This window comes from Streptomyces sp. NPDC004732 (assembly GCF_040609235.1).
In the GTDB taxonomy this organism is placed as follows: Bacteria; Actinomycetota; Actinomycetes; order Streptomycetales; family Streptomycetaceae; genus Streptomyces.
On sequence record NZ_JBEXJR010000005.1, the window covers coordinates 135670 to 155243 of the forward strand.

The 19574-nt window shown below is 71.8% G+C and carries 13 protein-coding genes; 7 read left to right on the forward strand and 6 right to left on the reverse strand.

The window, feature by feature from the left end; genetic code table 11:
• Positions 1–370 precede the first annotated feature (370 nt).
• The 4 genes from ABZV77_RS16145 (at position 371) to fxsT (ending at position 6170) form a co-directional block, all read left to right on the forward strand.
• A complete protein-coding gene (locus ABZV77_RS16145) occupies positions 371–1771 on the forward strand; it encodes a hypothetical protein (RefSeq protein ID WP_356256346.1) in 1401 nt (466 codons plus the stop codon).
• Positions 1768–1962, forward strand: coding sequence for a hypothetical protein (locus ABZV77_RS16150; protein ID WP_356256348.1), 195 nt, complete (start codon positions 1768–1770; stop codon positions 1960–1962). Before ABZV77_RS16145 ends, ABZV77_RS16150 begins: the two co-directional genes overlap by 4 nt.
• 86 nt (positions 1963–2048) lie before the next feature.
• Complete coding sequence (locus tag ABZV77_RS16155; RefSeq protein ID WP_356257600.1) at positions 2049–3212, forward strand: FxsB family cyclophane-forming radical SAM/SPASM peptide maturase; 1164 nt, start codon at positions 2049–2051, stop codon at positions 3210–3212.
• A gap of 81 nt (positions 3213–3293) precedes the next feature.
• On the forward strand, positions 3294–6170 hold the full coding sequence (gene fxsT, locus ABZV77_RS16160; protein WP_356256351.1) for an FxSxx-COOH system tetratricopeptide repeat protein: 2877 nt from the start codon (positions 3294–3296) through the stop codon (positions 6168–6170).
• An 81-nt stretch (positions 6171–6251) separates the two neighbouring features.
• Here the strand turns inward: fxsT and ABZV77_RS16165 are convergent, their stop codons facing one another.
• From ABZV77_RS16165 to ABZV77_RS16180, 4 genes are all read right to left on the reverse strand, one after another.
• On the reverse strand, positions 6252–10058 hold the full coding sequence (locus tag ABZV77_RS16165; RefSeq protein ID WP_356256354.1) for a multifunctional oxoglutarate decarboxylase/oxoglutarate dehydrogenase thiamine pyrophosphate-binding subunit/dihydrolipoyllysine-residue succinyltransferase subunit: 3807 nt from the start codon (positions 10056–10058) through the stop codon (positions 6252–6254).
• Between the two features lie 275 nt (positions 10059–10333).
• Positions 10334–11413 carry a HAMP domain-containing sensor histidine kinase gene (locus ABZV77_RS16170; RefSeq protein WP_356257602.1) on the reverse strand — a complete coding sequence of 360 codons (1080 nt, stop codon included), beginning with the start codon at positions 11411–11413 and terminating at the stop codon, positions 10334–10336.
• Between the two features lie 19 nt (positions 11414–11432).
• Positions 11433–12170, reverse strand: coding sequence for a response regulator transcription factor (locus tag ABZV77_RS16175; RefSeq protein ID WP_055568825.1), 738 nt, complete (start codon positions 12168–12170; stop codon positions 11433–11435).
• Positions 12171–12235: 65 nt separating this feature from the next.
• Positions 12236–12913 (reverse strand): spermidine synthase, encoded by a 678-nt coding sequence (locus ABZV77_RS16180; protein WP_356256357.1) that lies wholly within the window; start codon positions 12911–12913, stop codon positions 12236–12238.
• Positions 12914–13237: 324 nt separating this feature from the next.
• Between ABZV77_RS16180 and ABZV77_RS16185 the strand changes: the two genes are divergently transcribed.
• Positions 13238–13885 carry a rhomboid-like protein gene (locus tag ABZV77_RS16185; protein WP_356257604.1) on the forward strand — a complete coding sequence of 216 codons (648 nt, stop codon included), beginning with the start codon at positions 13238–13240 and terminating at the stop codon, positions 13883–13885.
• 141 nt (positions 13886–14026) lie between these two features.
• A complete protein-coding gene (gene lon, locus ABZV77_RS16190) occupies positions 14027–16447 on the forward strand; it encodes an endopeptidase La (protein ID WP_356256359.1) in 2421 nt (806 codons plus the stop codon).
• Between the two features lie 56 nt (positions 16448–16503).
• On the opposite strand, the gene ABZV77_RS16195 is transcribed toward lon, so the two are convergent.
• The gene (locus ABZV77_RS16195) at positions 16504–17337 is read right to left on the reverse strand and encodes a lysozyme (protein ID WP_356256361.1); all 834 of its coding nucleotides are present in this window, start codon (positions 17335–17337) and stop codon (positions 16504–16506) included.
• A gap of 258 nt (positions 17338–17595) precedes the next feature.
• On the opposite strand from ABZV77_RS16195, the gene ABZV77_RS16200 reads away from it, so the two are divergent.
• Positions 17596–18135, forward strand: coding sequence for a MarR family transcriptional regulator (locus ABZV77_RS16200; RefSeq protein ID WP_356256363.1), 540 nt, complete (start codon positions 17596–17598; stop codon positions 18133–18135).
• Positions 18136–18178: 43 nt separating this feature from the next.
• On the opposite strand, the gene ABZV77_RS16205 is transcribed toward ABZV77_RS16200, so the two are convergent.
• Positions 18179–19546 carry a hypothetical protein gene (locus tag ABZV77_RS16205; RefSeq protein ID WP_356256365.1) on the reverse strand — a complete coding sequence of 456 codons (1368 nt, stop codon included), beginning with the start codon at positions 19544–19546 and terminating at the stop codon, positions 18179–18181.
• Between the last annotated feature and the right edge of the window lie 28 nt (positions 19547–19574).

Here is a 19574-nt window from a genome sequence, read left to right on the forward strand (position 1 = left end):
GGATTCGGGTGGGCAGTCGGGGCCCGGTGCCGGTCAGGGCCGGAATCGTGGTTCGGGGTATGGGAGTGGTGCGGGGGCGGACTCGGGTGGGGAGTCGGGAGTCGGGCAGGGGGCGGATGCGGGGGCGGGCGGCTACCCGGGTTCGGAAACTGCTGCGGGCCGAAGCCCGGTCCGGGGGACGAGTCCGGGCGGCGGCACGGGCGGCGGTATGGGTGGCGGTACGGGTGGGGGCGTACCCGCACTGCCGCCGGGATCCGGGCTGCCACCCGAACCGGCACCGGAGCCTGCACCACCGCCCGAAGCAACGGGAGAGCCCGAGCAGCCCTCGGCCGGACCCCTGCCGAGGCCCGGGAGTGCGGGTTCCGGGGCCGTGCCCCGGTCCCGGCGCGGCTCGTCCGGCGGGCAGAGCGGCGGGGCCTTCGGGGGGCGCGTCGTGCAGGGCGGGCCCGGGCGGGGTGGGCTCGCGGACACCTTCGGGGGCGCGTCAGGCGGCGCGCCGCGCGTCGACTTCAGCGGCGGGGTGTTCCTCGGCCCGGTCACGAGCGGCGCCACGGGCACCCCGGCCCGCGCGGACCACCTCGACCTCGGCGACGCCGCCTTCTACGGCAGCACGCTGGGCGGGCCCCGCCACGGCGCGGGCGGCCCCCGCCCCCAGGACGTCTATGTCGACTTCATGCGCCGCGCCGTCGACACCACCGGCGTACTGACGATGGGCCCGGACCCGGCCGACGGACTCCTGCTCCGGGGGCGGCTGCGCAAGCGGCTCGCCCGGCACTGCACGGGGCGCGGCGAGATCGCCAGGGACGGCGTCGACCGGAGCGCGCCGGACGGCACCGCCATCGCCGCCGACGCCTGCGACGACCTCCAGGAGGCCCTCGCGCGGGGCATGTTCGCCGCCGACGAGCGCAGCCTCGCCTGGCTCGACCTCGCGGAGGCGCTGCAGCTCGCCTGGTGCCACGACGCCGACGAGGGCGGGCAGCTGCTGATCCGCACCGCCCTGGAGGAGGCGCTCGAAGCGGCCGACGGGGACCACGACCTGACCCTCGCCTGCCATGTGCGCGGCGCCGACGTGCACTGGGCGCGCCATCTGGCCACCGGCCTGCCCGACCACCGCCAACTGGCCATCGAGGGCTGGGAGAACGCGCTGCCCCTGACCTCGCGGGACGACCCGAGCCAGGTCGTGCTGATGTCGCGGCTCGGCGCCGCCCTGGCCCAGCGCGGTGTCACCACCGGATCCGCCGAGGACACCGACGCCGCCGTGCGTCATCTGCGCGAGGCGGTCGAGGCGACGCCCTCGCTCGACCCGGGCCGGGACGAGCGCCGGATGCACCTCGCCGCCGCGTACATCGCGCGGTTCCAGGTGCAGCAGGTGCTCGCCGACCTCCACGAGGCCGAGTGGCTCCTCGGCGCCGTCGCCCGCAGCGTCACCGACGGCGTGCTCGCCGCGTACTGCTGGCTGCGGCGCGGCGAGGTGGCCGCGCAGATCTACGCCCGCACCGACCTCCTGGTCCAGCTCCACTGGGCGGCCGAGTACTACCGCAGGTCGGCCGAGGCGGCCGTGGCCGCGGGCGAACCGTCGCTCGCCGCCGAGGCGTACCAGTCGCATGCCGAGGCGCTGGAGGAACTCGACGACCCCGAGCGGGCGTTGGCGGAGTACCGCAAGGCAGGGCAGCTGCTGCCCGAGTACGGCCCGGACGCGGCGGCGTACGTCAGGGCCGACGAGATCCGCGACGCCATCACCCGCCTAGAGACCCTGCTGGGCGGAGCGTGACCGCCCCCGCCGCGGACAGCGGCATACCCCTGTCCGACCGGCAGCCCCTGCCCGACCTCCCCCCGCTCGCCGCCCTCACGCCCCACGCGGACCACACCGGCCACCCCGTCTACGCCGCCCTGCTCGCCGACCTCGCGGAGCGCGCCGCCGCCGAAGGACCGGTCGTCGCCCGGTACGAGGACGCCCCGTGAACCGCCCGCCCGTACCCGCCCCCGCCGAGCCGCACCCCGCCCCCGCCTGGCCCCACGCCACCCTCGACACATCCGCCCACCACCCCGTGCCCTTCCACCAGTTCGTCCTGAAGGTCCACGGCCGCTGCAACCTGGACTGCGCGTACTGCTACATCTACCGCTCCCCGGACACCAGCTGGCGCGACCGCCCGGCCCGCGCGAGCGCCACCGTCATGCGCAGGACCGCCGCCCGCATCGCCGAGCACGTCACCCGGCACCGGCTGCCGCGGATCAGGGTGGAACTGCACGGCGGCGAACCGCTCCTGACGGGTCCGGACGCCGTCGTCTCGTACGTCCGGGAGGTACGTGACGCAGTCCCCGCCGCCTGCGAGGTGACCGCCACCGTCCAGACCAACGGCACCCTCCTCACCCGCCACACCCTCGACCGTCTGACTGCCGCCGGGGTCCGCGTCGGCCTCAGCCTCGACGGCGGGCGGGCCGACCTCAACGCCCGCAGGACCGACCACGCGGGCCGCCCCTCCTGGCCCGCGGCAGAGGCGGCTGCACGGCTCCTCGCCGCGCACCCGGCCCCGTACGCCGGAATCCTGTGCACCATCGACGTCACCGCCGACCCCCTGGACGTCTATGAGTCGCTGCTCGAACTGTGCCCGCCGGGCATCGACTTCCTGCTGCCGCACGCCCACTGGGGCGCGCCGCCGCCCGGCACCGCACGCGAGGAGCGGCCCGGCAGGCACCGGCCGCGCCCCACCCCCTACGGCGACTGGCTCGCCGCCGTCTTCGACGCCTGGTGGGACGCGGGACGGCTGCGCACCCGCGTCCGGCTCTTCCGGGAGATCGCGGCCCTGCTGCTCGGCCTGCCGAGCACCGCGGAGGCCGTCGGCCTCTCACCGCTCGCGGCGGTCGTCGTCGACACGGACGGCGCGATCGAACAGGTCGACTCGTTGAAGTCCGCCTACCCCGGCGCCCCCGCCACCGGCCTCGACGTCTTCCGGCACGGCTTCGACGAAGCCCTGCGCCACCCCGGCATCGCCGCCCGCCAACTCGGCCTGGAGGGACGGGCCGCGGAGTGCCGGAGCTGCCCCGTCGTCCGGGTCTGCGGCGGCGGCAACTACGTCCACCGCTACGCACCGGGCAGCGGATTCCTGCACCCCAGCGTCTACTGCGCCGACCTGGAACGCCTCGTCCGGCACATGGCGGACCGCCTTGCCACCGTCACATCCGGATCAGAGGCGTCAACTCGGCTACTCTGACGCCTCTTTGACGCACAATTGACTTCCCTGTGCACGCACGTGCCAGCTCCGCCACCATTCCACCGGTCAAGGAGGCCGCGCATGACCGGACCGCAGGACGCCGAGCGCCCCCACGTCACCGTGGTCTTCGCGGGCCAGAGCGAGTCCTGGGCCAAGTGGATCGAGCACCAGATCCGCGCCGCGGGCCGCGGCACCACCCTGGTGCGCTGGAACCCGCTGCAGCGCCCGCCCACCGCCGACGCCCTCACCGACCTCCTCGAAGCGCCCGGCCGCATCCTGCTGCTCATCGACGACTGGTACGAGAAGCTCGGCACCGGACGCTTCGAGGCCTGGGCCGCCGCCCTGCGCCAGGTGCTGCCCGCGCACCGCGAGCGGATCGCCGCCGTCAGCATCACCGCCAAGGCGCTGCCCGACGCGGTCATTGCGCTGGCCCCCGTCGAACTGCGCGGCCTGCGCCCCGAGGCCGCCCGCAGCCGCGTCCTGGAGTGCGCGGGCATCGCCGCCCCGATGACCCTCGTCGCCCTCGCGCCGGGCCCCCGCTTCCCCGACGACCTGCCCGAGGTGTGGAACGCCCAGCGCCGCAACCGCCGCTTCACGGGCCGCACCCGGCTCCTGGAGACGGTCCACGACACGTTCGCGGCGGCCGGCACCGACGGCTGCTCGCTCGCCCTGCACGGGCCCGGCGGCATGGGCAAGACCCAGCTCGCCCTGGAGTACGTCCACCGGTTCGCGGGCGACTACGACATCGTGTGGTGGGTCACCGCGGCGGGCCGCATCACCCCCCGTGAGCAGTTCGCGGCCCTCGCGCCCCGGCTCGGCATCGAGGTGTCCGGGCAGCTCGACACGGTCATCGACGCCGTGCGGCGCGAGCTGACCCGCACGGCTCGCCCCTGGCTGCTCGTCCTGGACGGCGCGGAGGCACCCGACAAGGTGCGCGACCTCATCCCGGAGGGGCGCGGCCACGTCCTGGTCACCACGCTCAGCGCCGACTGGGCCGCGCACACCGAGGCGGCCGTGCCGATCCCGCCCTTCGAGCGCACCGAGAGCGTCGCCTTCGTCGGCCGCAGGGCCGCCCGGCTCGCCGAGGAGGACGCCGAGCGCCTCGCCGAGGCCGTCGAGGACATGCCGCTGCTCCTCGACCAGATGGCCGCCTGGCTCGACGTCACCCCGACCGCCGACGTGCCCGGCTACATCAAGGACATCCGCGGCGGCAGGCCCGACCGCTTCGGCGTCGTGGAGTCCCGCGACTACCCCGAGTCCTTCCAGGTCGCCTGGGCCAAGACCCTCAACACCCTGCGCGAGGGCGCCGCGACGGCCTGGCAGCTCCTGAACCTCCTCGCCTGCTTCTCCCCGGACGTCGTGCCGGTCCGGCTCCTGCAGACCGCGCGCCGCGGCGACCTGCCGCGCCCCCTCGCCGAGCTGGTGTCGGAGCCGAGCAGCTGGAACACCGCCCTGCGCAGGCTCTCCGAGATCACCTCCATGCGCGTCGAGTACGAGCCGGGGCGGATGGACATCCAGCGCGTCAGCACCCTGCGCATGCACCGCCTCTTCCACCGCTACGTCGTGGGCATCCAGTCCCCGCACGACCGCAAGCGCTACTCCGAGGCCGCCCGCAAGATCCTGGTCACCGCCGACCCGCGCGACCCCGGCTCCCGCGCCAACTGGGCGCGGTACGCCGACCTGATCCCGCACCTGGAGCCCTCCGGCGCCCTCGCCTCCACCGACGACGACGTACGCGAACTGGTCCTCAACTGCATCGAGTACCTGCGCATGCGCGGCGAGGAGAACGACGGCTGGTGGTTCAGCAAGGAGGCCGTGCGGCACTGGCGCGCCGCCTCAGGACCCACCGACCGCGCCGTCCTCGTCGCCGTCCACCAGCAGGCCAACATGTTGCGCAGCCTCGGCCGCAGCGCCGAGGCCGAGGCCGTGGGCCGCGACATCCTGGACCGCCTCACCGCCACCGGGAGCGCCCGCCCCATCGAGGTGATCCGCGCCAAGGACGGCCTCGCGGGCACCCTCATGGCGATGGGCCGCTACGACGAGGCGCGCGGGCTCTTCGAGGAGGCCGCAAGCCAGGCGTCGGCCGAGCTGGGCGGCGAGAGCGTGCCCCGCACCCTCAGCCTGCGCAGCAACCTCGCCGTCGCCCTCGGCCTCCAGGGGCACTACGGCGGCGCCCTCGCCCTGCACCGCAGGATCCTGGAGGACCGCGTCCAGCTCCTCGGCGGCAAGAACCCGCTGACGCTGCACTCCGCGCTGCGCACCGCCTGGATGCTGCGCCTCCTCGGCAACTACGCGGAGGCGCGGCAGATCCAGGGCCACAACTCCCGGCTGCACGCGCAGGTCCTCGACCACCGCCACAGCCAGACGCTGTACGCCGAGCACAACCTCGCCCTGTGCGACCGGCGGCTCGGGGACCTGGCGGCCGCGCAGGACGGGATGGGCCAGGTGCACGAGAAGGTGCTGCGCAGGCGCGGCGAGCTGCACCCCGATTCGCTCATGGTCGCCTGCGACTACGCCATGCTCCTGCGCCAGGTGGGCCGCCCCGACCAGGCACGCGAGCTGGCCGAGCGCACCGCCGACCTGTACCGGCGCCAGCTGGGGGCGGCCCATCCGTACGCCATCGGGGCCCGGGACAACGTGGCCGGGCTGCTGCGGGACGCGGGCGACGTGGACGCCGCACTGGTCCTCTCCGGGCGGGTGCGCGCGGACATGGAGCGGGCGGTGGGGCCCGGGCACCCGTGGGCGCTCGGCTGCGCGCTCAACGGCGCCATCACCCTGATCCTGGCCGGTGACACCGAAAGCGCCGCGGCCGTCGCCGGGCCCGCCGCCGAGTGGTCCGTCCGCGTCGTCGGCGAGTCCCACGTCCTGACCCGCGACCTCAGGTCGATCGTCACCCTCGGCCCGGAACTGCTCGTGGGCGGCGTCCCGCACTGGGACTTCGAGCCCCAGCCGATCTGACGGACCCGGAAACGCCGGTGGGCCCGGCCCCCGAGTCCTGAGACTCGGGGGCCGGGCCCACCGCGTACGACCGTCGAGTGCTTACGCCTCGAAGACCTCGCTGATCAGCTGCTCCTGCTCGGCCTGGTGACGCTTGGCCGAACCGACCGCCGGGGACGAGCCGTGCGGCCGCGAGATGCGGCGCAGGCGCTCGCCGTGCGGGATGTCCGCGCCGACGGCCAGGTCCAGGTGGTCGATGAGGTTGAGGGCGATGAAGGGCCATGCGCCCTGGTTCGCCGGCTCCTCCTGCGCCCACAGGTACTTCTCGGCGTTGGGGTACTTGGCGATCTCGGCCTGGAGCTCCGCACCCGGCAGCGGGTACAGGCGCTCGATGCGGATGATCGCCGTGTCCGTGGCGCCGCGCTTCTGACGCTCGGCCTCCAGGTCGTAGTACAGCTTGCCCGCGCAGAAGACGACCTTGCGGACCGCCGACGCCTCGACGTGGCTGTCACCGATGACCGGGCGGAAGCCGCCCGTCGTGAACTCCTCCGTCTTCGAGGCCGCCGCCTTGAGGCGCAGCATCGACTTCGGGGTGAAGACCACCAGCGGCTTGTGGTGCGGGTTGTGCACCTGCCACCGCAGGAGGTGGAAGTAGTTCGACGGGAGGGTCGGCATGGCGACCGTCATGTTCTTCTGCGCACAGAGCTGCAGGAACCGCTCGATGCGGGCCGAGGAGTGGTCCGGGCCCTGGCCCTCGTAACCGTGCGGCAGGAGCAGCGTGACACCGGAGTGCTGGTTCCACTTCTGCTCGGCGGCGGAGATGTACTCGTCCACCACCGTCTGCGCGCCGTTGACGAAGTCGCCGAACTGCGCCTCCCACATCACCAGCGACTCGGAGCGGGCCAGCGAGTAGCCGTACTCGAAGCCCATCACCGCGTACTCGGAGAGCAGCGAGTCATAGACGTTGTAGCGCGCCTGGTCCTCGGAGAGGTACATCAGCGGCGTGAAGTCCTCGCCCGTCGCGCGGTCGATGAGGACCGCGTGGCGCTGGCCGAACGTGCCGCGGCGGGAGTCCTGGCCCGACAGGCGGACCGGGGTGCCCTCCAGGAGCAGCGAGCCGATGGCGAGGGTCTCGCCCATGCCCCAGTCGATCGTGCCCTCTTCGACCATCGTCGCGCGGCGCTGCAGCTGCGGCAGCAGACGCGGGTGGACGGTGACCCGGTCGGGGATGTTGACCTGGGACTCGGCGATCCGCTTGACGACCTCCTGGGAGATCGCGGTCTCGACGTGCACGGGGAACTCGGCCTGCGGCGAGGGCACCTCGGCCTGCGCGGGCTGCGCGACGGCCTCGCGGACCTCGGTGAAGACCTTCTCCAGCTGGCCCTGGAAGTCCTGCAGCGCCTGCTCGGCCTCTTCCAGGGTGATGTCGCCGCGACCGATGAGGGACTCGGTGTAGAGCTTGCGCACCGAGCGCTTCTTGTCGATCAGGTCGTACATCAGCGGCTGCGTGAACGCCGGGTTGTCCGACTCGTTGTGACCACGGCGGCGGTAGCAGATGAGGTCGATGACCACGTCCTTGTTGAACGCCTGGCGGAACTCGAAGGCGAGCCGCGCGATGCGCACGACGGCCTCGGGGTCGTCACCGTTCACGTGGAAGATCGGCGCCTCGATCATGCGGGCCACGTCGGTGGCGTACATGGAGGAGCGCGACGACTCCGGGGCGGCGGTGAAGCCGACCTGGTTGTTGATGACGATGTGGACCGTGCCGCCCGTGCGGTAGCCGCGCAGCTGCGACATGTTCAGGGTCTCGGCCACGACACCCTGGCCCGCGAAGGCCGCGTCACCGTGCAGGGCGACGGGCAGGACCGTGAAGTCCGTGCCGCCCTTGTTGATGATGTCCTGCTTGGCGCGGACGATGCCCTCGATGATCGGGTCGACCGTCTCCAGGTGGGACGGGTTGGCGGCCAGCGAGACCTTGATCTGCTCGCCGTCCAGGCCGGTGAAGGTGCCCTCGGCGCCCAGGTGGTACTTCACGTCGCCGGAGCCGTGCATGGACTTGGGGTCCATGTTGCCCTCGAACTCGCGGAAGATCTGGGCGTACGACTTGCCGACGATGTTGGCGAGGACGTTCAGGCGGCCGCGGTGGGCCATGCCGATGACGACCTCGTCCAGACGCGACTCGGCGGCGCTGTCGAGCACGGCGTCGAGCAGCGGGATGACGGACTCGCCGCCCTCCAGGGAGAAGCGCTTCTGGCCGACGTACTTCGTCTGCAGGAAGGTCTCGAAGGCCTCCGCGGAGTTCAGCCTGCGCAGGATGCGCAGCTGCTCCTCGCGCTCGGGCTTGGTGGCGTGGGTCCGCTCGATGCGGTCCTGCAGCCACCTGCGCTGCTTCGGGTCCTGGATGTGCATGAACTCGACGCCGGTGGTGCGGCAGTACGAGTCGCGCAGCACGCCGAGGACGTCGCGCAGCTTCATCATCGACTTGCCGGCGAAGCCGCCGACCGCGAACTCCCGCTCCAGGTCCCACAGGGTGAGGCCGTGCTCGGTGATGTCCAGGTCGGGGTGCTTGCGCTGCTTGTACTCCAGCGGGTCCGTGTCGGCCATGACGTGGCCGCGGACGCGGTAGGAGTGGATCAGCTCGAAGACGCGGGCGGCCTTCGTGACGTCGTCGTCGTGCGAGGCGTCGATGTCCTTGAGCCAGCGGACCGGCTCGTAGGGGATGCGCAGCGCCTTGAAGATCTCGTCGTAGAACTCGGTCTCGCCGAGGAGGAGGTTCGCGACGATCCGCAGGAACTCGCCGGAGGCGGCGCCCTGGATGACCCGGTGGTCGTAGGTCGACGTGAGCGTCATGACCTTCGAGATGCCGAGCTTGTTCAGGGTGTCCTGGGAGGTGCCCTGGAACTCCGCGGGGTAGTCCATGGAGCCGACGCCCATGATGACCGACTGGCCGGGCATCAGACGCGGGACCGAGTGGACGGTGCCGAGGCCGCCGGGGTTGGTCAGGGAGACCGTCACGCCGGTGAAGTCGTCCATGCCCAGCTTGCCGTCGCGGGCGCGCCGGACGATGTCCTCGTAGGCCTGCCAGAACTCGAAGAAGTTCAGGGTCTCGGCCTTCTTGATGCCCGCGACGACCAGCTGGCGGTCGCCGTTGGGCTTCACCAGGTCGATGGCGAGGCCGAAGTTGATGTGCTCCGGCTTGACCAGGGTGGGCTTGCCGTCCTTCTCCACGAAGGAGTAGTTCATCGACGGCATGGCCTTGATGGCCTGCACCATCGCGTACCCGATGAGGTGCGTGAAGGAGATCTTCCCGCCGCGGGCGCGCTTGAGGTGGTTGTTGATGACGATGCGGTTGTCGAAGAGCAGCTTCACCGGGACCGCGCGGACCGACGTCGCCGTCGGGACCTCGATCGAGGCGTTCATGTTCTTCGCGACGGCGGCCGAGGGGCCGCGCAGCGTCACGTACTCGGGACCGGCCGGGGCCTCCTTCGCGGGCTCCGCCTTGGCGGCGGGCTTCGCGGCGGCGGGCTTGGCCGCGGGGGCCGGAGCGGCGGCCGCGGGCTTCGCGGCGGGCGCGGCCGGTGCCTGGGGAGCGGCGGGGGCGGCCTGGGCCGCGGGCTTCGCCGGGGAGGCGGGCGCGGCAGGTGCGGCGGGAGCACTGGTGGCCGCGGCCCCCGCGGCCGCGTCACCCGCCGGCTTCGCCGGGGCGGCGGCTACGGAGGCGGCCACGCCTGGCTTGTAGTCGGCGAAGAAGTCCCACCAGGCTCGGTCGACCGAATTCGGGTCCTGGAGGTACTGCTGATAGATCTCGTCGACGAGCCACTCATTGGGACCGAAGGCAGCAGCAGGGTCCTTGCCCTGACCGTCTTGGTCGGTCGAGATGCTCGAGCTACTGGGGGACTGTGACGACACGGCGGTAACCGCCCTCTTCCGCTTCACAAGGTGATGGACAGCGGGAATTAAGGCTACGCCTCCAACGGCGCGAGGTGCAGACCGGGCCCGGCATCCGTCGCGTAAGTCACACTGGATCGGTGGTTTCGGCGCTGTAAATGGCGGGAAACAAGCGAGGTTCTGCAACGCCAGATGGCCGCGCGGGTACGTCGGTACGACGTCTACGCGCGGCGGCGGCCCCCGGGTGCCCGGAACTGGCCCCCGTTAATCGCTTGCACTCGAACCCTACGTCAACTTCACGCTTCGGGCAGGCCCGGGAGAGTGACCTGGATCCGGCAGCCGCGAGGGGATTCGGCCACCCCGATGTGTCCTCCGTGCAGATCGACCGCCCAGCGCGCGATGGCCAGGCCGAGGCCCGTGCCGCCGTCGTTGCCTGAGCCCTGCAGGGGGGCGCCCGCGTGGCTGCCGCGGTTGAAGCGCTCGAAGACGCGGTGCCACTCGGACTCCGGGATGCCGGGGCCCTCGTCGAGCACCTCCAGGTCCAGGGACTCGGGGTAGAGGCCGCGCCGGGCCCGCACGGTCACGCGTCCGTGCGGCGGGCTGTGCTTGACCGCGTTGTCGATGAGGTTCGCCACGACCTGGTGGAGCCGCTCCGCGTCCGCGTGGGCCGTCAGTTCGGGGGGCGAGACGTCGAGGTGCAGGTGGACGTCCGTCCGCGTGTGGCTGCCGGATCCGGACGCGATGCCCGCGCGTGCGGAGGCCACCATGTTGGCCTCCTTCAGGACGCCCGACAGATAGGGCCACACCTCGAAGCGGCGGGCCTTGAGGGGCACGACGCCGTTGTCCAGGCGGGAGAGGTCCAGGAGCGTCTCGACGAGGCGTCCCAGGCGCTCGGTCTGCTTCAGGGCCGTGCGCATCGTCTCGGGATCCGCGGCGGACACGCCGTCCACGACGTTCTCCAGGACGGCGCGGAGCGCCGCGATGGGGGTGCGCAGCTCGTGCGAAACGTTGGCGACGAGCTCCTTGCGCTGGGTGTCCTGGGCCTCCAGGTCGTCCGCCATGGCGTTGATCGTCGAGGCCACGTCGCCCAGCTCGTCGCGCCGGTCGGCGCCGTGCGCCCGGCGCGTGTAGTCGCCGTGCGAGACGGCGCGGGCCACCGCGTTCATCTCGTCCAGCGGGGCGGTGAGGCTGTGCGCCACGAACTGCGTGATGAGGAGCGTGGCGATCACCGAGAAGACCGTGATGAAGCGCAGCTCGGTCTCGGTCTTCATGGCCACGAGGAGCAGGCCCGTGGTGATGAACACCGAGACGACCACGAGAGCGCCGAGCTTGGTCTTGATGGAGAACGGCCGCAGTCCTCCGAAGGGCCCGTGCATCACGACACCCGCCTCCGCCTCACGGGGTGGGGGTCTCCAGCGCGTATCCCACGCCGTGCACGGTGCGGATCCGCTCGGCCCCGATCTTCCGGCGCAGGGCCTTGATGTGGCTGTCGACGGTGCGGGTGCCGGACGCGTCGGCCCAGTCCCACACCTCGGCGAGCAGCTGCTCGCGCGAGAGGACGGCGCGCGGGGTGTTGGCCAGGCAGACCAGCAGGTCGAACTCGGTGGGCGTCAGATGGACGTCCTCGCTGCGCACCCGCACCCGCCGCTGGGCGTGGTCGATCTCCAGCTCGCCCAGGCGCAGGATGCCGCTGCGCGGCGTCGTCGCGGCGAGGGCGGCCCGCTCGACCCGCCGCAGCAGGACGTGCACGCGGGCGGCGAGCTCGCGCATCGAGAACGGCTTGGTCATGTAGTCGTCCGCGCCGACGCCGAGCCCGACCAGCATGTCCGTCTCGTCGTCACGCGCGGTGAGCATGAGGACCGGGACGGGCCGCTGGGCCTGCACCCGGCGGCACACCTCCAAGCCGTCGAAGCCCGGCAGCATGATGTCGAGAATCAGCAGGTCGGGCTGCCACGCCTGGGCGGTGTCGACCGCCGAAGGGCCGTCTCCGGCCGTTTGCACGACGAAACCCTCGGCACGCAGCCGGGCCGCGATGGCGTCGACGATCGTCGGGTCGTCCTCGACCACCAGCACCCGGCGCTGGGCGCCCGGCATCGCCGTGGCGCCGTTGTGGGAGGTGTGTGTCTGCTCCATCGCCCGCCCCTGACACTGATCGCTTGTGTTCGGTCAGCAGAGTACGGGTCGCGAAGGCACCTCGGCTACGCAGCCCGGACGCCGAGGTGGACCACGTCAGGGACGCCTCGGGCAACGGGGATCTCTTCGGTTCGTACCCGCTGGAATCCGGCATTCCGTAGAGCGTCGTCGAAAGCGGACGAGGGTTGGGCGGACCACACGGCGAGCACTCCGCCGGGGTTCAGGCGCGCTTTGCAGGCGGCCAGACCGGCAGGCGAGTAAAGGGAGTTGTTGCCCTCCGTCACCGTCCAGTCGGGGCCGTTGTCGATGTCGAGACAGAGCGCGTCGTACGTCTCCGTGGCGCCCGATACGTAGGCGACGAGGTCCGTGTGAAGAATCTGCGCACGTGTGTCGCCGAGTGCGGATCCGGAGAGCTCGGCGAGCGGTCCCCCGCGGTGCCAGTCGATGATCGCCTGCTCGCGCTCGACGACGGCGATGCGCCCCCACCTGGGGTCCTGGGCCGCGTGTGCCAGGGAGAAGCCGACGCCGAGGCCGCCGATGAGGAGCGCGGGGTCCTCGCGGTCGTCGAGGGCGTCGCGGGCCGCGTCGACGAGGAGGCGCTCGGAGCGGCCGTCGGAGGTGTCCATCAGGAAGCAGCCGTTGGCGATGATCTGCAGCAGCTCACCGTGGCGCCGCAGGACGACCTCGCCGTAAGGGCCCTCGCGCCGGTCGAGCACGACGGGGGCGGTGGTGTGGGTGTGCATGGCCCCCAGCGTATTTCCGGGCGCCGGTCCGCGGGAGGAAATAAAAAGCGCCCTCCGACGCGTCCCCGGCCGCCCGCGGACCTGCGACGCAGGAGCCGTACCGCGGGTTGCCGTGTGAGACGCACCTCACGTGGCGCCCGTCATAGACAACGCCGGAAAAAAGGGCAAAGGGTGGGGTGGGACGGAAGGAGCGCCTCACCCGTGAACCAGAGCGTGCAGCCCGCCGAGGCCGCGCCCGACGCCGAGACGCCGGGCACCCTGAACGGAATACCGCGGCAGTCGACGCGCAGGCCACCCCGAACGGGGGAGTGCGGCAGACCGGCCATGGCGGAGAGCGCCGCCGGTGCGTCCGCCCGGCGGCTCCGCCCCTGGCGGATCCTGCCGACGCCCACCGGCACGCCCTTCACCTTCGGGTACGCCGTGGTGCTCGCCGCCACCTCGCTCCTGACGCAGTACGCGGACCCGGACCTCGTCGACTCGCTCCTCCACGGGTCGAGCACCGACGTGGCGCACCTGACCCAGAGCCCCGTCCTCGTCCTGGTCGCCAGCGCCCTGTGGATCGCGGGCGGCATCACGTCCCCGTACGCGATCGTCTTCCTGCTGGTGCTCACCGCGCTGGAGCGCCGCATCGGCGGCCTGCGCACCGCCGGGGTCTTCCTCCTCGGGCACGTCGTCGCCACGCTCGCGACGGAGGTCCCGGTCGGCTTCTCGGTCCTCGCGGGCCATCTGCCCGACAGCTCGCTGCACCGGCTCGACTACGGCATCAGCTTCGGGGTCGCCGCGAGCGTCGGGGCACTGGCGGGACTCCTCACGCCCTGGCTGCGCTGGACCGTCCTCGTCTGTTTCGGCGGAATGCTGGTCGACGACCTGATCGCGTTCACCGACCCGATGACGAACTGGGGCCACCTGCTCGCCCTGGGCATCGGCGTCCTCACCTGGCCCCTGCTCAGGCGCTGCCGCCCGGCAGCCTGACCGGCCCGACCGGCCGCATCCCTCCTTCGGCAGCGCGTGGTCCTCCCTGCGATCGCTCACAGCGAACACACCCCGGGGAACATCTCGTGGCTCACAAGCATTGAGTCGGTACAGCTCAACTTGAATGCCGAAAGGGAGATCATGGCTACTGAGTCCACCTCGTACACTTCGCTCACTCTGCCTGTGCTGCCGCTCGACGACGAGGTGGTCCTGCCCGGCATGGTGGTCCCGTTCGACCTGTCCGACGCCGACGTGCGAGCGGCGGTGGAGGCCGCACAGGCCGCCGCCCGCTCCACCGGGGACAGCAAGCCGAAGGTGCTGCTTGTTCCGCGCATCGACGGGACGTACGCGGCGACCGGCGTCCTCGGCACCGTCGAGCAGGTCGGACGCCTCTCCGACGGCGACCCGGGCGCCCTCATCCGCGGCCGGAGCCGCGTGCGGATCGGTGCCGGGACGACCGGCCCCGGTGCCGCGCTCTGGGTGGAGGGCCTGAAGGTCGACGAGACCGTGCCCGAGCCGCTGCCCGGCGCCGTCACCGACCTCGTCAAGGAGTACAAGGCACTCGCCACCAGCTGGCTGAAGAAGCGCGGCGCCTGGCAGGTCGTCGACCGCGTCACCCAGATCGACGACGTCTCCGCGCTCGCCGACAACTCCGGGTACTCCCCGTTCCTGACCACCCAGCAGAAGATCGAGCTCCTGGAGACCGAGGACGCGGTCGCCCGCCTCAAGCTCGCCACCGAGCAGCTGCGCGAGCACCTCGCCGAGCAGGACGTCGCCGAGTCCATCGCCAAGGACGTGCAGGAGGGCGTGGACAAGCAGCAGCGCGAGTTCCTGCTGCGGCGCCAGCTCGACGCCGTCCGCAAGGAGCTGCGCGAGATCAATGGCGACAGCAAGGACGCAGCGGAGGAGTCCGACGACTACCGCGCCCGCGTCGAGGCCGCCGACCTCCCCGAGAAGGTCCGCGAGGCCGCCCTCAAGGAGGTCGACAAGCTGGAGCGCTCCAGCGACCAGTCGCCCGAGGGCTCCTGGATCAGGACCTGGCTGGACACCGTCCTGGAACTGCCGTGGAGCGAGCGCACCGAGGATGAGTACGATATCAAGGGCGCCCAGGAGATCCTCGACGCCGAGCACTCCGGCCTTCAGGACGTGAAGGAGCGCATCACCGAGTACCTCGCGGTGCGCAAGCGCCGCAGCGATCGCGGCCTGGGAGTCGTCGGAGGACGCCGCGGAGGCGCGGTGCTGGCCCTCGTCGGCCCGCCCGGCGTCGGCAAGACCTCGCTCGGCGAGTCCGTCGCGCACGCCATGGGCCGCAAGTTCGTGCGGGTCGCGCTCGGCGGTGTACGCGACGAGGCGGAGATCCGCGGCCACCGTCGTACGTACGTGGGGGCGCTGCCCGGACGGATCGTGCGGGCCATCAAGGAGGCCGGGTCGATGAACCCGGTGGTGCTCCTCGACGAGATCGACAAGGTGGGCTCGGACTTCCGGGGTGACCCGGCCGCCGCCCTCCTCGAAGTCCTCGACCCGGCACAGAACCACACCTTCCGGGACCACTACCTGGAGGTGGAGCTGGACCTCAGCGACGTCGTCTTCCTCGCCACCGCCAACGTCCTCGAAGCCATCCCCGAGGCCCTGCTCGACCGCATGGAGCTCGTCAGGCTCGACGGGTACACCGAGGACGAGAAGGTCGTCATCGCCCGCGACCACCTGCTCCCGCGCCAGCTGGAGCGGGCGGGCCTGGACAAGGACGAGGTGGTCCTGGACGAGAGCGCGCTGCGCAAGCTCGCCGGTGAGTACACGCGCGAGGCGGGCGTACGCAACCTGGAGCGGTCCGTCGCGCGGCTGCTGCGCAAGGTGGCGGCCCAGCACGAACTGGGCGACCGGGAGCTGCCGTTCACGGTCACGGACGAGGAGCTGCGGGGCCTGATCGGGCGGCCGCACCACGTGCCCGAGTCCGCCCAGGACCCGGCGGAGCGGCGCACGGCGGTGCCGGGCGTGGCGACCGGGCTCGCGGTGACCGGAGCGGGCGGTGACGTGCTGTTCGTGGAGGCGTCGCTCGCCGATCCGGAGACCGGCGCGTCGGGGCTCACGCTCACCGGTCAGCTCGGCGACGTGATGAAGGAGTCGGCGCAGATCGCGCTGAGCTTCCTGCGCTCGCACGGCGCCGAACTGGAGCTGCCCGTCGGCGACCTGAAGGAGCGGGGCGTGCACATCCACTTCCCCGCGGGCGCCGTGCCGAAGGACGGACCGAGCGCGGGCGTCACCCTGACGACCGCCCTCGCGTCGCTGCTCAGCGGCCGCCTGGTCCGCACGGACGTGGCGATGACCGGTGAGATCTCGCTGACCGGCCGCGTCCTGCCGATCGGCGGCGTCAAGCAGAAGCTGCTCGCCGCGCACCGCGCCGGGATCACCACGGTGATCATCCCGAAGCGGAACGAGGCGGACCTCGACGATGTCCCCGCCGAGGTCCTGGCCAAGCTCGACGTGCACCCGGTCACGGACGTGCGCCAGGTGCTCGAACTGGCCCTCACGGAGGCCGAGGTGAGGATCCCGGCCGCCGCGTAGCACCGCACACGGGAACGGCGGCCACCCCCACGCAGGGGTGGCCGCCGTCCGTGCGCTCAGCCGTTGGCGAGCGCCACCACCCGGTCGAGGGCGCCGTTGAACTTGTTGTGGTCACCGACCGTCGGACCCGACGAGGTGTACTGCCACATCGTCTGGAAGCCCCATCCGGCCGGGAGTTCGCCCGGACCCGTGTTGTAACGGGCGATCCAGAGCGGGTTGCTGGCGCCGAAGCCGCTGTAGTTGCCGGTGCACTGCTTCCACCAGCTGGTCGCGGTGTAGATGACGGCGTCACGGCCGGTGCGGGACTTGTAGGTGTTCAGGAAGTCACGGATCCAGCTGACCATCGCTGACTGCGACTTGCCGAAGCAGGCCGCGCCGTACGGGTTCCACTCGATGTCCAGGGCGCCCGGCAGCGTCCTGCCGTCGCGCGACCAGCCGCCGCCCCCGCTCGCGAAGTAGTTGGCCTGGGTGGCGCCGCTCGAGGTGTCGGGCGTCGCGAAGTGGTACGCGCCGCGGATCATGCCGACGTTGTACGAGCCGTTGTACTGCTGGGTGAAGTAGGGGTTCTTGTACGACGTGCTCTCGGTGGCCTTGACGTAGGCCCACTTCACGCCGCTGTTCCAGAGCGTCTGCCAGGCGACGTTGCCCTGGTGGCCGCTGACGTCGACGCCCTCGGTCTGGGCGGCGTCACCGCCGGTGGGCTGCCCGCCCTGGCCGTCGTGTTCGATGACGCCCTGGCCGAGGCGGGCGGTCCCGCGGTCGGGGACGTCGTCCGCCTGGGCCGCCGTGGGGAGCGTCAGGAGGAGGGAGAGAGCGGACAGTGCTGCGAGGAGAACCCCCGTCTGCGACAAGCGCGAGCGGCGGGCCGGTCCGGGTCTGTGCACGGGCATGTGCGTGCCTCCGAAGGCCTCGGTGGTGCTCGGTGGGGACCTGTCGACATGCAGTGGTGTGAACATGTCACTTGAAAAGCTACGCACGTAGACCGCCGCTAGGGAAGAGGGCCAGAGTTCTGCCGTTGGTCCACTCCTGTGGCGGCCGCACCGGAGCGGCACCGCCCGGACCTTGCGAAATACTGGTCAGGCCGCTGCCACGACGGCCGCGGTGCGAGGGCCTTCCGGCGATAACTTTCAGAATCGGGAAAGCGGGACATGGGTGCTGCAGAAGAGGGCGTGGAGCCCGGCGCGCAGGACGACGTGGGGCACGATGTCGAGGACACGCGGGACGATCCGGGGCAAGGCGATCAGGAGGCGCAGGGGGCGGACCGCGAGTTCCTCTCCCTGGAGCGGGAGTTGTCCCTCCTGATGCGCCGCGCCCGGGCCTCGTCGGGCGAGATGGCACGGCAGGTCCACCCCGACCTGGAGCCCGCGGCGTACGGACTGCTCGTCTGTCTGGACGACTCGGGCCCGCAGCGGGCCACCGACCTCGCGGCCTTCATCGGCGTCGGCAAGGCCACCATGAGCCGCCAGTTGCGGGCGCTCGAAGAGCTCGGCCTGGTCGCGCGCGAGCCCGATCCCGCCGACGGGCGCGCCTGGCTCATCCGGCTCACGCCCGACGGCCGCACCCGCTTCCGCACGGTGCGCGCCGCCCGCCGCGCCCAGTACGTGCGACGGCTCGCCAGCTGGGAGCGGACGGAGGTCTCCGAACTGGCCCGGCTCCTTGGGCGGCTGAACGCGAGCGCGGACACCTGAGCCCATCGGACCCGGGTGCCCGCACGCGCATCGGGAGCGGCGGCTACTTCGCGCCGAAGACGACCGCCAGCGGCTGCTTCTCCTTGTAGACGTCGGAGGGTTCGCTGACGTGGTCGGCGCCGAGGTAGAGCCGCTCACCGGCGAACAGCAGCCGCCGGTCCGTCTCGAACCGCGCCTCCATCTCGTAACTCCTGCCCGGGTTCTGCAGGACCTTCGTCTTCTCGAAGGTGGCCGGGTCGATCCGCCAGACCGCACCGCCGGCCTCGCCGACGATGTTCGCCTCCTGGTACGCGACGACCTTGCCGCCCTCGTCCACGCCCATGGGGATCAGCGCACCCTCGTCGGTCCCCTGGGTGGTGCCCTTCTTCTTCCCGGTCTTCAGGTCGAGGGCGACGACGTCGTTGTCGCCCTCGGAGCCGGGGCCCGCGTCCCGGGTGCCGAGGAAGAGCGTGCCGGTCTTCTTGTCGACGGCCAGCTGCGAGCAGTTCGTGACGTTCGTACTGGCGCACTCGGCGTCGTACTTGCCGTACTTGCCGCCCGTCGTGCCGATCGTGGCGAGCAGCTTGCCCCGTGCCGCGGAGTCGTCGAGCGACAGGAACTCGGTGATGCCCGAGCCGCCGGGGGAGTCGCCGTCGTCCACGGCGACCACCAGCGGGTCGGCGGAGACCACGTGCGCGTCCTCGATGCCCGGCGCGAATCCGTAGGAGGACTTCACCGCGCGCGTCGCGGGGTCGACGGTCTGCAGGGTGAGCTTCGGGTGGTCGGTGTCGCCGCAGTCGCGCACCACGACCAGCTTCTCGCCCTCGCCCGCGAAGCCCTTCGCCGGGCACTTCTCGTCCTCGGTGGCGGCGGGCGACCACAGCGGCTTGCCGCCGGTCGTCCAGCCCGCGCTGGCACTGGTGCCCGCCGCGGCCACGGTGCCGCCGCCGATGGTCACCTCGTCGAACATCTGACGGCTCCCGTAACTGTCCAGGCCCTGCTTCTGCCACAGCAGTTTGCCCTTGTCGATGTCGACGAGGCCGACTTCGGTGCAGACCGCGGGGTCGTCCTTGTCGTTCTGGAAGAGGACGGCGACGAGCCCGTCCTCCGTGGCCTGCTGAGAGGACCAGCAGACCTCGCCGCCGAGCGGTATCTCCCACTCTGCTTTTCCGCCTGCCAGTGGATATCCGGATATCTTCTTCAATCCGGCCTTCACGAAATTCTTTTCCGTGGTCCACATCCCCATCGCGCCCGCCATCTCGCTCACCTCTGGGGTGGGCACCTTGCCGAGTAATGCCGCGTCGACGGCCGACGATTCCGAACCGCCACCGCCCTCGCCGCCGTTACCGCTGTCCTTCTCGTCCGCACCGCAGCCGGTGACGACCAGTGCGGCCGCGAGCGCGGCGCCGAAGATGGCCGCTCTGCGCGACATCCCGTTCTCCTCTTGTGCGTGGGCGCAC